This is a genomic window from Nocardioides sp. (genome assembly GCF_036401255.1).
Lineage (GTDB): Bacteria > Actinomycetota > Actinomycetes > Propionibacteriales > Nocardioidaceae > Nocardioides.
The window spans coordinates 1-12,046 of the sequence record NZ_DASWVI010000311.1 but is presented as its reverse complement, the minus strand read 5'-3'; the positions used below and the strand labels follow the sequence as shown (position 1 = coordinate 12,046).

General features: G+C 72.0%; 14 protein-coding genes. 7 read left to right on the top strand and 7 right to left on the bottom strand.

What is annotated here, in order from left to right; genetic code table 11:
* A partial coding sequence (locus VGD85_RS14645; protein WP_331064179.1) for a benzoate/H(+) symporter BenE family transporter occupies window positions 1-241 on the top strand: 241 nt, incomplete at its 5' end.
* On the opposite strand, the gene VGD85_RS14640 is transcribed toward VGD85_RS14645, so the two are convergent.
* The 4 genes from VGD85_RS14640 to lpdA all read right to left on the bottom strand — a co-directional run bounded on the left by VGD85_RS14640 (window position 222) and on the right by lpdA (window position 5,596).
* On the bottom strand, window positions 222-1,406 hold the full coding sequence (locus VGD85_RS14640; RefSeq protein ID WP_331064178.1) for a SpoIID/LytB domain-containing protein: 1,185 nt from the start codon (window positions 1,404-1,406) through the stop codon (window positions 222-224). The two genes, VGD85_RS14645 and VGD85_RS14640, sit on opposite strands and share 20 nt — an antisense overlap.
* Before the next feature lie 98 nt (window positions 1,407-1,504).
* Entirely contained in the window at window positions 1,505-2,656 is a 1,152-nt protein-coding gene (locus VGD85_RS14635) for a SpoIID/LytB domain-containing protein (protein ID WP_331064177.1), read from the bottom strand.
* 30 nt (window positions 2,657-2,686) lie between these two features.
* Window positions 2,687-4,081 (bottom strand): NAD(P)H-quinone dehydrogenase, encoded by a 1,395-nt coding sequence (locus tag VGD85_RS14630; protein ID WP_331064176.1) that lies wholly within the window; start codon window positions 4,079-4,081, stop codon window positions 2,687-2,689.
* A 120-nt stretch (window positions 4,082-4,201) separates the two neighbouring features.
* Entirely contained in the window at window positions 4,202-5,596 is a 1,395-nt protein-coding gene (gene lpdA, locus VGD85_RS14625; RefSeq protein ID WP_331064175.1) for a dihydrolipoyl dehydrogenase, read from the bottom strand.
* A 61-nt stretch (window positions 5,597-5,657) separates the two neighbouring features.
* Between lpdA and VGD85_RS14620 the strand changes: the two genes are divergently transcribed.
* Entirely contained in the window at window positions 5,658-6,110 is a 453-nt protein-coding gene (locus VGD85_RS14620; protein ID WP_331064174.1) for a gamma-glutamylcyclotransferase, read from the top strand.
* Window positions 6,111-6,236: 126 nt separating this feature from the next.
* Here VGD85_RS14620 and VGD85_RS14615 read toward each other — a convergent pair whose 3' ends face one another.
* Entirely contained in the window at window positions 6,237-6,908 is a 672-nt protein-coding gene (locus tag VGD85_RS14615) for a hypothetical protein (RefSeq protein WP_331064173.1), read from the bottom strand.
* A gap of 469 nt (window positions 6,909-7,377) precedes the next feature.
* Window positions 7,378-7,764 (bottom strand): VOC family protein, encoded by a 387-nt coding sequence (locus VGD85_RS14610; protein ID WP_331064172.1) that lies wholly within the window; start codon window positions 7,762-7,764, stop codon window positions 7,378-7,380.
* Window positions 7,765-7,808: 44 nt separating this feature from the next.
* On the opposite strand from VGD85_RS14610, the gene VGD85_RS14605 reads away from it, so the two are divergent.
* The 5 genes from VGD85_RS14605 (at window position 7,809) to VGD85_RS14585 (ending at window position 11,576) form a co-directional block, all read left to right on the top strand.
* Window positions 7,809-8,621 carry a purine-nucleoside phosphorylase gene (locus tag VGD85_RS14605; RefSeq protein ID WP_331064171.1) on the top strand — a complete coding sequence of 271 codons (813 nt, stop codon included), beginning with the start codon at window positions 7,809-7,811 and terminating at the stop codon, window positions 8,619-8,621.
* Window positions 8,622-8,704: 83 nt separating this feature from the next.
* Window positions 8,705-9,271, top strand: coding sequence for a TetR/AcrR family transcriptional regulator (locus VGD85_RS14600; protein WP_331064170.1), 567 nt, complete (start codon window positions 8,705-8,707; stop codon window positions 9,269-9,271).
* 10 nt (window positions 9,272-9,281) lie between these two features.
* Window positions 9,282-10,097, top strand: a complete 816-nt coding sequence (locus VGD85_RS14595; RefSeq protein ID WP_331064169.1) for an NAD(P)-dependent oxidoreductase — start codon at window positions 9,282-9,284, stop codon at window positions 10,095-10,097.
* A gap of 46 nt (window positions 10,098-10,143) precedes the next feature.
* Window positions 10,144-10,551, top strand: coding sequence for a MerR family transcriptional regulator (locus VGD85_RS14590; RefSeq protein ID WP_331064168.1), 408 nt, complete (start codon window positions 10,144-10,146; stop codon window positions 10,549-10,551).
* Between the two features lie 8 nt (window positions 10,552-10,559).
* Window positions 10,560-11,576 carry an aldo/keto reductase gene (locus tag VGD85_RS14585; RefSeq protein ID WP_331064167.1) on the top strand — a complete coding sequence of 339 codons (1,017 nt, stop codon included), beginning with the start codon at window positions 10,560-10,562 and terminating at the stop codon, window positions 11,574-11,576.
* Window positions 11,577-11,609: 33 nt separating this feature from the next.
* Here the strand turns inward: VGD85_RS14585 and VGD85_RS14580 are convergent.
* Window positions 11,610-12,046, bottom strand: a 437-nt coding sequence (locus VGD85_RS14580) for an SRPBCC family protein (protein WP_331064166.1), incomplete at its 5' end; no start/stop codon positions are given.

Below are 12,046 nucleotides of genomic sequence, written 5' to 3'. Positions count from 1 at the left end.
GGCCGCGCTGGTCGCCGCGGGGCCGGGCGACGTCATCGAGGCGGCGGCGGGGCTCGCCCTCCTCGGCACACTCGGCGCCGCGCTCACCGGCGCGCTCGACGACGAGGAGGGCCGCGAGGCCGTCGTCGTGTGCTTCCTCATCGCCGCGTCCGGCGTCACGGTCCTCGGCGTCGGCGCCGCGTTCTGGGCGCTCGTGGCCGGGCTGGTGCTGCGGCCGGCACTCAGCGCTGCGCGACCCTGAACGTCACCCAGGTCGAGCGCAGCCCCAGCACCGCCCGGAAGGTGTCGCCGGAGACCACGACCTTGCCCGTGGTGCCGCGCAGCACGATCGTGCGGACCCGGCCGCCCCAGTCGCCGTTGCCCTCGCGGGCGGCGACCACGATCCGCGTGAGGTTGCCGATCGCCGGCCAGGCCTGCTCGAGACGGGTGTCGTCGACCCTGGTCGACCAGGTGTGCACCGGGTTGCCCGACCAGCCGTCGTAGGGGTCCTTCTGCGCCGGCAGGTACGGCGCGGACCCGGCGGAGGTCCAGCCGCCGCTGCTCGACCCGAACTGGGTGAACGCCGGCTCACCGCCGCTGGTGAGGATCACCCGGGCGGTCGCCCGGACGGCCTCGTCGGAGGCGTCGTACTCCGCATCGGCGCCGCCGTAGACCTGGCAGGACCAGGTGTCGCACAGCTGGTAGGCCGAGGACTGCGGGTGGTTGCGCTCGTACGACGCGTAGGTGCGGGCCGCAACCGCCTGGGCGCGCACCGCCTCGGGACTCCACGACGCCGGGATCTCCAGCGGCACCACGCCCTTGAGATAGCTCTCCAGCCCGACGTCGTTGACCGTCACCCGCTCCCCGGAGGACGTCACGGCGACGCGGAGCCGGCCCCGGTAGGAGCGCTCGCCGGTGGGGGTCACGAGCGTGACGGGGTCGCCGCCGGCGGCGAACTCGCCCTGCCCGTCGAGCTCCGCCCAGCGGTGCCACCGGCGGTCGCGGTAGGAGACCACGGTGGCGCCGTCCGCGCCGGCGGCGATCCGCCAGTGCGTCGCGCCGTTGTCCGGCAGCCGGGTGCGGGCCCGGCGGGCGGTGTCGCGCACGGTCAGGCCGGGACGCGCCGCGACGACCAGGTCGTCGGAGGTGTCGGCGCTCAGCAGCACCGTGACCCGGCCGGTGCTGGTCCCCCACCGGGTGCCGGGGTAGTAGAAGCGGGCGATCTGCCGGTGGGTCAGCCCCTGGCGCGCGGCCCCCTCGGCGCCGTACTGCGACATCCCGTGGCCGTGCCCGTAGCCGTGCCCCTTGATGGTGATCCGGGCGTGGGCGGGGACCTTCCAGGTGTCGTCGGCGGCGCTCGCCGGGGCGGCGAGGCCGAGGGCGCCGACCGTCAGCGCAGCCGCGAGCAGGCTCGAGACGGCGCGCATGGAGGAACCTCTGGGACGGTTGTGACGGATGGGAACATCAATCGCATCACGGGTCCCAGCAGCCCGCAACGAGATCGGCTGAACTACAGATCTGTAGTTCAGGCGGCGGTCAACATCGTCGAGCGCAGCCCGAGGAACCGCGCGAACGCGCTGCCCGTGGTGACCTGCGTGCGCAGCGTGCCGGTGATCGTCACCTCGGTGACGTGGCCGTCGTGGACGCCGTCGGTGTCGCGTCCGGTCACCTCGACCGAGACCAGGTCGCCCAGGCCGGTCCAGTGCCGGGTGATCTCGTCGCCGGTGAACGTGCGGGTCCGCGGGTCGTCGGGCATGCCGTGGTCGAACTCGTCCCACTCCGCGACGAGGTAGGGGAAGTCGCCGGCCGCGGAGTACCCGCCGTTGCTGGCCGAGAACTGGGTGAACGCCGGTGTGCCGTCGAAGGTGCGGATCTGGGTGGCGGTCGCGCGCACGGCGGCGTCGGAGTCGGGGTGCTCACCCGCGGCGCCCTTGTAGACCTGGCAGGCGGCGGTGTCGCACAGGTCGTAGTCGTGACCGGACGAGACGTGCTCGCGCTCGAACACGGCGTAGGTGCGCGCGGCGACGGCCTGGGCCTCGACCGCGGCGTGCGGCCAGGAGGCCGGCACCTCGCTCGCGACGACGCCGCGCAGGTAGGTCTCGAGGCCGACCACGTTGACGACGCCGGCCGGGGTGAGCCGCAGCAGGCCCCGGTAGGTGGAGGCACCCTGGAGCATCGCCGGCTGGTTGCTCACGAAGGCGGCGTCACCCCGGGGAGCCTTCCACTGATGCCACGACGTCGTCCGGTAGGAGATCTGGGAGCGGTCGCCCATCGGCTTGATCCGCCACTTCTTCACGACCTTGCCGTCGCGCTTGGCCGGGAGCGTCCACGTCCGGCCGGAGCCCAGACTGCGCGCCTTGAGCCCGGAGCGGGCGAGCACCACCAGCGCCCGGGTCGGCGCACCGGTCAGCAGCACCCGGATGCTGCCCCCGGCACTCCCGGCCGCCGTGCCCGGGTAGTAGTGCTCGAGGATCTGCGTGGCGCTCTGGCCGGCGTTGGCCCGGTTGCGGGCGCCGTACTGCGAGAGGCCCTTGCCGTGGCCGTTGCCCGTCGTCGAGATGGTGACGCTCGCCGGCTCGCGCCGGACGGGCTCGCGCTGGGAGCCCTGGGCGTGGGCGGGCGCGGCCGGGACGAAGACCGCGGCAGCGGTCAGCAGGACGGCGAGGCGTCGGATCATGTCTCCCCCGAGAGTGCTGGCAGTGAGTGGCTAGACGCGGTGCAGGCGGCGAGCGGCCTCGGCGATCGAGCCGCTCATCGACGGGTACACGGTAAACGCCTGCGCAAGCTGGTCGGCCGTCAGCGACTCGGCGACCGCGATCGCGACCGGGTGGATCAGCTCGCTGGCCCGCGGTGCGACCACCACACCCCCGACGATCGTGCGGGTGCCGGGCCGGCACAGCAGCTTGACGAAGCCGTCGCGGACGCCCTGCATCTTCGCGCGCGGGTTGCCCGACAGCGGCAGCGTCACGACCTCGGCCTGGATCTCGCCGGCCTCGACCGCCCGCTGCGACCAGCCGACGGTGGCGATCTCGGGGGCGGTGAACACGTTGGAGGAGACCGTCCGCAGGTCCAGCGGCTGCACCGCGTCGCCGAGGAAGTGCCACATCGCGATGCGTCCCTGCATCGCGGCGACGCTCGCGAGCATCAGCACGCCGGTGCAGTCGCCGGCGGCGTAGATGCCGCGGGCCGACGTACGCGACACCCGGTCGACGTTGACGAAGCCGCCGTCCTTGAGGTTGACGCCGGCCTCCTCGAGACCGAGGTCGGCGGTGTTGGGCACCGATCCGAGCGCGAGGATGCAGTGCGAGCCCTCGACGGTCCGGCCGTCGGTGAGGTTGACCGTGACCCGGTCGCCGTCGCGGGTCACCGACTCCATGCGCGACCTCGCCAGGACGTTCATGCCGCGGCGGGTCAGCACGTCCTCGAGCACCTTCGCGGCGTCGGCGTCCTCCCCGGGCAGCACGTGGTCGCGCGAGGAGACCAGGGTGACGGGGATGCCGAGGTTGAGGTAGGCGCTGGCGAACTCCGCGCCCGTGACGCCCGAGCCGACCACGATCAGGTCGGTCGGCACCTCGGTCAGGTCGTAGACCTGCTCCCAGGTGAGGATCCGTTCCCCGTCGGGCTGCGCGGTCGGCAGCGTGCGCGGCGCGGCACCGGTCGCCAGGAGGATCGCGTCGGCCGGCAGCACCTGCTCGGTGCCGTCGGCCAGCTGCGCGAGCACCCGGTCGGGTCCGGCCAGGCTGCCCCGGCCGCGCAGGATCGTGACGCCGTCGCGCGCCAGCCGCCGCCCGATGTCGGCCGACTGGTCCGCCGCGAGCTGCTTGACCCGGGCGTTGAGCTTGGCGAGGTCCACCCGGATCGCGGTGGCCGCGTCGCCCTCGGTGTCGAGGAAGCTCACGCCGAGCTCGGCCGCGTCCGCGAGGTCGCTCATCACCTCGGCGGTCGCGATCAGGGTCTTGCTCGGCACGCAGTCGGTCAGCACCGCCGAGCCGCCGACGCCGTCGGTGTCGACGATGGTGACCTCGGCGCCGAGCTGGGCGGCCACGTGGGCCGCCTCGTAGCCGCCGGGGCCGCCGCCGATGATGACGACTCTCTCCGCCACTGCAGTCCTCTCGTCCTACCGGGTCTCGGTACACCGCATCGCGGCCTCGTCCCTCAGCCGCGGCGGCACTCGACCTCTTCGGCCGACGCCGCCACCTCGCCAGCTCGGTGCCGGCCGGCCTTAGAGGTTGATCATGTGGCCGGCGATGCCCTCGACGGCCTCCTTCATCGCCTCCGACAACGTCGGGTGGGCGAAGATGTTGCGGGCCACCTCGTCGGCGGTCAGGTCCCACTGCTGGGCCAGCGTGAGCGCGGGCAGCAGCTCGGTGACCTCGGGGCCGATCATGTGGGCGCCGATGATCTCGTTGTACGTCGCGTCGGCGACGATCTTCACGAACCCGACGCCCTCGGCCATGCCGCGCGCCTTGCCGTTGGCGCTGAACGGGAACGACGCGACCTTCACGTCGTACCCCTTCTCCTTGGCCTGCGCCTCGGAGTAGCCGAACGAGGCGATCTGCGGCTGGCAGAACGTCGCGCGCGGGATCATGTCGAAGTTGATCTCCTGGGTCTCCGCGCCCGCGATCGTCTCGGCCGCGACCACGCCCATCGCCTCGGCGGTGTGGGCGAGCATCAGCTTGCCGGTGACGTCGCCGATCGCGTAGACGTTCGCGACGTTGGTGCGTCCGCGCGCGTCGACCTCGATCGCGCCGCGGTCGCTGACCTTGACGCCGGCGTTCTCGAGGCCGTAGCCCTCGATGCGCGGCGCGAAGCCGAACGCCGCCAGCATCTTGTCGGCCTCGAGGACCTGGCTGTCGCCGCCGCCCGCGGGGCTGACCGTCACCCGGACGCCGGAGCCGGTGTCCTCGACCTGGTCGACCTTGGTGGAGAGCAGCACCTTCACGCCGAGCTTCTTGTACTGCTTGAGCAGCTCCTTGGAGACGTCGGCGTCCTCGGTCGGGACCATCCGGTCCAGGAACTCCACGATCGTGACGTCCACACCGAAGTTGGCCATCACGTAGGCGAACTCGACGCCGATCGCGCCGGAGCCGCCGATGATGATGGACCTCGGCAGCTGGTCGGTGAGGATCTGCTCCTCGTAGGTCACGACGTTCTGGCTGACGCTCATGCCCGGCAGCATCCGGACCTTGGCACCGGTCGCGATGATCAGGTTGTCGCAGGTGTAGGTCTGCTTCTGGCCGTTCTTGTCGACCTCGACCTCGGTCGGCGACTTGATCGTGCCCCAGCCGTCGAGCTCGGTGATCTTGTTCTTCTTCATCAAGAAGTGCACGCCCTTGGCGCTCGCGTCCGCCACGCCGCGGCTGCGCTTGTGGGTCGTGGCGAAGTCCATGGTCGCCTCGCCGCTGATCCCGAAGGTGTCCTTCTCCTTCGTGATGATGTGGGCGATCTCGGCGTTGCGCAGCAGCGCCTTCGACGGGATGCACCCGACGTTGAGGCACACGCCGCCCCAGTACTTCTCCTCGATGACGGCGACGGACTGGCCCAGCTGGGCGGCGCGGATCGCGGCGACGTACCCACCGGGGCCGGCACCGAGGACGAGGACGTTGAAGTGGGTCACAGCCGTCAGCCTACTGAGGTGATCGAGGTCACCGCGCCGGCGCTCCACTACTCTGCAGCGCGTGACGCTTTACGCCGCCTACGGGACGAACCTCGATCCCGCCCGGATGAGCGAGCGCTGCCCGCACTCCCCCCTCTCGACCACCGGGTGGCTCCAGGGCTGGCGGCTGACGTTCGGCGGCGAGGAGCACGGCTGGGACGGCGCACTGTCGACGATCGTGGAGGACCCGATCGACCAGGTGTTCGTCGCGGTGTACGACGTCACCCGCGAGGACGAGTCGGCCCTCGACGGCTGGGAGGCGGCCGACCAGGGCCTCTACCGCAAGACCCGCGTCCGCGTGGCGACGATGACCGGCGAGCTGGTCGCGTGGACCTACGTCCTGGACGCCTACGAGGGCGGGCTGCCGTCCGCGTCCTACCTCGGGGTGATCGCCGACGCCGCCGAGGCCGCCGACGCCCCGGCCGACTACGTGGCCGCGCTCCGCAACCGCCCCTGCCGCTCGACCGGGCTCTAGGCGCGGTCGGAATCCCCGGTCCACCGGGGATTCTTGCGCTTGTCGACCGTTGCAACTCCTGACAAGCGCAAGAAAGGGTCGACAAGCAGGACAGATTGGCTGTTCGGGGACCCGGAGGTCAGCCGCTCAGGCAGCCGATGCGGCGGGATAGAGGACTCGGCGGATCAAGGCGGCGGTCCGGACCGGGTCCGCGAGATCCGCCCAGGTGATGCGGATGCAGCGCCATCCTGTGAGCCGACAGATGAGCTCTTCGCGGGCCTTCTCTCGGATGACGACATCGCTCGCCCGTTCACCATCCTTGAGGAGCTTCTCGTACTTCACTCTTCCGTCGAACTCAAGGAAGACGCCGAGCTCGGGCCAGGCGAAGTCGACGCGAGCGACGACGTCATCGTTGGCGTCACGGATCTCGACCTGGGGCGTGGGCTTGGGGAGCTGCTGGCTGAAGCAGAGGTGAAGGGTCCGCGCCTCGCCGACCGACTCGATCCGAGGATCGGCCAGACGCAGCACGACCTGGGTGCCCAACGTGTTCGGCCACTGCTCCATCAGCGCGTAGCGCGTGGTCAGCTCGTCCACTGTCGTCAGGCCCCGATGAAGCAGGTCGCAAACGACAGCCAGGGCGCGCTCGGTGTCGGTGATCGTGGTCGCCTCGAGCGCCAGACGCGGCGGGCACATGACGGCAACGCCGTTGCGCATGACGACGTCGCCAGGACGGATCAACCCCCGGTGCTGCCGGATGCCTGACTCCTGACGGCCGATCCGGCCGTCGCGTCGGGTCACGTGCACGTCGCCGAGGTCCAAGCCCCACACAGGGGTGTCGTACTCGAGGAGACCGCTGACGTGTGACAGCACTCCGGGCGCTTGAGACTGCGCGAGGACCGCTCGCGCTCGCACCGAGTGGCGGCCTTCCTCGTCCAAGTCTCGCCAGACCGACCCCGCGACGTACGCGCCTCGGCGCGCCCGGGCGAGTGTTCCGTCCCTCACCATTCTCGCGAGCGCCCGGTCTGTGTAGCCGGCGGCGACGTAGGCGCCACGGAGGGTCACCGGCGTCCGGCGCGGGTCTTCCGGGGACCATTGCTTCGGCGGTGGTTTCATCATGTCGGACTGATTCCCCGCCACCGCCGAGCCGACCCCTGTGGTCCGCGCGCCTGTGGAGAGTCCCTCATCCACAGGACTGGTCGGCCCGTTCTTCCGCTTGTCGGCCGTTGCAACTCCTGACAAGCGGCAGAATCCCCGGTCCACCGGGGATTCCGCAGCAGGTCGGCGGGCGCTACGCCGGCGGCACGGTGTGACAGACGGCCTCGACGTTGTTGCCGTCGGGGTCGCGGACGAAGGCACCGAAGTAGTGGTCGTGGTACTCCGGCCAGTGCCTGGGCTCGTGGAGCACCTCGGCACCCTGGGCGACGGCGGCCTCGAAGAACGCCCGGACCTGGTCGGCCGAGGTGGCGCTGAACGCCACGTGGACCTCCCGGTTCGGTCCCGACGCCGGGCCCTCTGCCGGCTGCGCACCGATCCAGAACCGGGGCTGGCCGGTGCCGTAGCCGACGGCCACGTCGAAGTCCAACAAGCGGGTGTGACCGAGGACGCCGAGTACGGCGTCGTAGAAGGCGGCCGACCGCGCCAGGTCGGCGCAGTTGATGCTGAGATGGTCGATCATGCTCGAATCGTGCACCCGGCCGTCCCCGCACTAGAGTCCGAGGCGTGACGCAGCACGAGAGCCAGCCCAGCCCCTACGACCGAGCGAACGAGGCCGCCGCGCGGCTCGCGGAGCTGACCGGGGTGGAGCGGCACGACGTCGCTTTGGTGCTCGGGTCGGGCTGGCTGCCGGCCGTCGACGCCCTCGGCGAGGCCACCGCCGAGATCGCCACCACGGACCTGCCCGGCTTCTCCGCCGCGGCCGTGGCCGGCCACTCGGGCAAGATCCGCTCGGTGCGCTCGGGAGACAAGCAGCTGCTGGTGTTCCTCAGCCGCACCCACTACTACGAGGGCCGCGGCGTGGCCGCGGTCGTGCACGGCGTACGTACGGCGGCCGCCGCCGGATGTCGCGCGGTCGTGCTGACCAACGGCTGCGGCGGGCTCAAGCCGAGCTGGTCGCCCGGCACGCCGGTGCTGATCAGCGACCACATCAACCTGACCGGCCGCTCCCCGATCGAGGGTGCGCACTTCGTCGACCTCACCGACCTGTACAGCCCACGGCTGCGGGCCCTGTGCCACGAGGTCGACCCGACCCTCGACGAAGGCGTCTACGTGCAGTTCCCCGGTCCGCACTACGAGACCCCGGCCGAGGTGCGGATGGCCGGCATCGTCGGTGGACACCTGGTCGGCATGAGCACGACGCTGGAGGCGATCGCGGCCCGCGAGGCCGGCATGGAGGTGCTCGGCATCAGCCTGGTCACCAACCTGGCGGCCGGCATCAGCGACCAGCCGCTCAACCACGAGGAGGTCCTCGAGGCCGGCCGCGCGGCCGCGTCCCGGATGGGCGACCTGCTCGGCCGCATCGTCCCGCGGATCTGAGGGACACCCGCCGGACGACGTCGCGAACCTGATCGCGCCGACCGCCGGCATGGCGCCCGCGCCCGAGGGATAGCCTGAGCCTCGTGCCCCGGATCACCGGCCCCTCGCTCCAGCAACATCGCGAACAGCTGCACCGCCGCGTCGTCGACGCGTTCGCCGAGCTGATGACCGAGCGCAGCTTCGATGCGATCACGATGGCAGCGATCGCGGAGCGTGCCGAGATCAGCCGGACGTCGATCTACCACCACTTCCCCGACAAGGAGTCGGTGGTGGTGGCGTTCGCCTCCCACGAGACCGCGCGGTACGTCGACGGCCTGCGCGAGGTCCTCGCCCGCGCCTCCGGGCCGGTCGAGCGGCTGCGCCTCTACATGCGCCACCAGCTCGAGGAGCGGCCGCGGTTCCACATGGGGCTGGGCCCCCAGCTCTACGGCGCGGTCGGGGCGCGGTCCCGCCCCCGGATCCGCGAGCACGTGGCCGCGGTCGAGGACGTGCTGCGCGAGATCGTGCACGACGGGATGTCGTCCGGCGACTTCACCGTCGAGGACCCCGACGCCACGCTGGCGTTGATCCACGGCTGCCTCGTCCCCCGGCGCCTGCCGGTGGCGGCGGTGGAGACGTTCGTGCTGCGGGCGGTCTGCGCGTCCGCGTAGCCTTCGCCGGGTGAAGGTTCTCGTCACCGGCGCCGCCGGCAGCATCGGGCGGGTGGTCACCGTCGGTCTCGCGGAGCTCGGCCACGTCGTCGTCGGCCTCGACCGGGTCCCCCAGCCCGACGGCGAGGACAGCGCCTGGCACACCGTCGACGCGACCGACGCCGACGCGGTCGCCGCGGTGTTCGAGGAGGAGAGCCCGGACGCGGTCGTCCACCTCGCCGGACACCCCGGCGAGGCGAGCCTGCCCGACTCCCTCACCTCCCACGTGGTGACGACGGGCGCCCTGCTGGACGCGATGGTGGAGCACGACGTACGCCGTCTCGTCTACGCGTCCTCCAACCATGCCGTCGGGCGCACCCCGCGGGGCGGGCCGCCGGAGGCCGGCCCGGTGGGCGCGGACGCACGGCTGCGGCCCGACACGTTCTACGGCGTCGCGAAGGTGGCGGCCGAGGCCTTGATGAGCCTCTACGCCGACCGCTACGGCATCGACGCCGTGGCGTGCCGGATCGGGTCGTTCCTCGAGCGCCCCGAGACCGTGCGCCACCTGGCGACCTGGCTCTCGCCCGACGACTGCGTGCGGATGGTCGCGGCCGCGCTGACCGCTCCGGCGCCCGGGTTCGCGGTGCTCTACGGCATCTCCCACAACACGCGTGCGTGGTGGGACCTCGCACCGGGCCGAGCCCTGGGCTACGAGCCGCGCGACGACGCCGAGGACTTCGCCGGCATCATCGAGGCCCGCCCCGAGGACGAGGCCGAGGCCGCCCACGTCGGCGGCCCCTACGCGACCGCGCAGTTCGAGCGCCCCGCGCTCGACCGCACGTCTTGAGCGGTCGGCTTGACCTGGAGTGCACTCCAGGGACGAGACTGGGCCGGTGAGCCACTCGATCGCGGAGGCCGCCGCGGCCACCGACCTGACGCCCGACACGCTGCGCTACTACGAGCGCGACGGGCTGATGCTGCGGCCGGTGGACAGGTCGGCGACCGGGCACCGCCGCTACTCCGAGGCCGACCTGACCTGGATCCAGCTGCTCACCTGCCTGCGCGGCACCGGCATGCCGATCCGGGAGGTACGCCGCTACGCCGAGCTCGTCCGGGCGGGCGACGGCAACGAGCTCGCCCGGCTCGACCTGTTGCGCAGTCACCGGGCCCGCGTGCTCGCCCAGCTCGCCGAGGTCCAGGAGCACCTCGGCGCGATCGATCGCAAGATCGGGATCTACACCGAGAAGATCGACACCGATCGCGACCGGGGCCTTGACCTGGAGCGCGCTCCAAGCGCTTGAGTGGAGGCATGACCCTCCCCCAGACCTCGGCCCAGCGCACCCTGGGCACCGTCGCCCCCCTCACCGTCTCCGCCCTCGGCCTCGGCTGCATGGGCATGTCGGAGTTCTACGGCCGCAGTGACGAGGACGAGGCGGTGACGACGATTCACCGCGCCCTCGACCTCGGAGTGACGTTCCTCGACACCGCGGACATGTACGGCCCGTTCACCAACGAGCAGCTGGTCGGCCGAGCGATCGCCGACCGCCGCGACCAGGTCCAGCTCGCCACCAAGTTCGGCAACGAGCGGCTCCCCGACGGGACCCGGGTCGGCATCAACGGCCGCCCCGAGTACGTCCGCTCCGCCTGCGACGCCTCGCTCCAGCGGCTCGGGGTCGACCACATCGACCTCTACTACCAGCACCGGGTCGACAAGACCGTGCCCATCGAGGAGACCGTCGGCGCGATGGCCGAGCTGGTCGAGGCCGGCAAGGTGCGGCGCCTCGGCCTCTCGGAGGCGTCCGCCACGACGATCCGCCGCGCCCACGCCACCCACCCGATCACCGCGCTCCAGTCGGAGTACTCCCTGTTCACGCGGGACCTCGAGGACGAGATCCTCCCGGCGCTGCGCGAGCTCGGCATCGGCCTGGTCCCCTACTCCCCGCTCGGACGCGGCATCCTGACCGGCGCGATCACCTCCGAGTCCTCCCTGGAGGAGGGCGACTCGCGGCGCTCGGCGTACTTCCCCCGCCTGAACGGCGAGGGGCTGCGCGCGAACCTGCAGCTGGTCGACCGGGTCCGCGCGATCGCCGACGAGAAGGGCTGCACGCCCGGCCAGCTGGCGCTCGCCTGGGTGCTGGCCCAGGGCGACGACCGGCTCGGGGTCGCCCCGATCCCCGGCACGAAGCGCGTGAAGTACCTCGAGGAGAACGTCGGGGCCGCCTCGGTGACCCTCACCCGGGCCGACCTCGCGGCCCTCGACGAGGCGGTGCCGCGCGGCGCGGTCGTCGGGGCCCGGTACGGCGACCTCAGCTCGATCGACACCTGAGCGTGGTCAGGTGCACGTCGGCCTGCGACCGGCTCACCGGAGCGCGACGACCCGCTCGGCGAGCCCGGCCATGCAGCCGGCCATCATCCGGTGGTGGTTCCAACGCAGCACGGGGCGGGCGACGTACGACGCCAGCCCGAGCAGGCCGCTGACACGGACGCGCTGGTCGAGGTCCAGACGGGTGCCGCCGTCGGCGGGCGCGAGCGTGAACCCCACGGTGCCGGAGAGGTCCCCGGAGACCTCGACCTGGAGCCGGGACGGTGACCGGTCGGCGGCACGCTGGACCAGGTCGAGGGTGTAGGGCAGGGCCGAGCGGCACAGCACCCGGGCGTCGTCGGGCCCGAGCGAGGCGACCGCGACGACCTGCGGCCACCACTCGGGATAGCGCTCGAGGTCGACGAGCACGTCGTGGACGGCGGCGGGCGGACCGGGGACGTGCCAGCGACCACCGAAGACGAAGGAGGGACTCA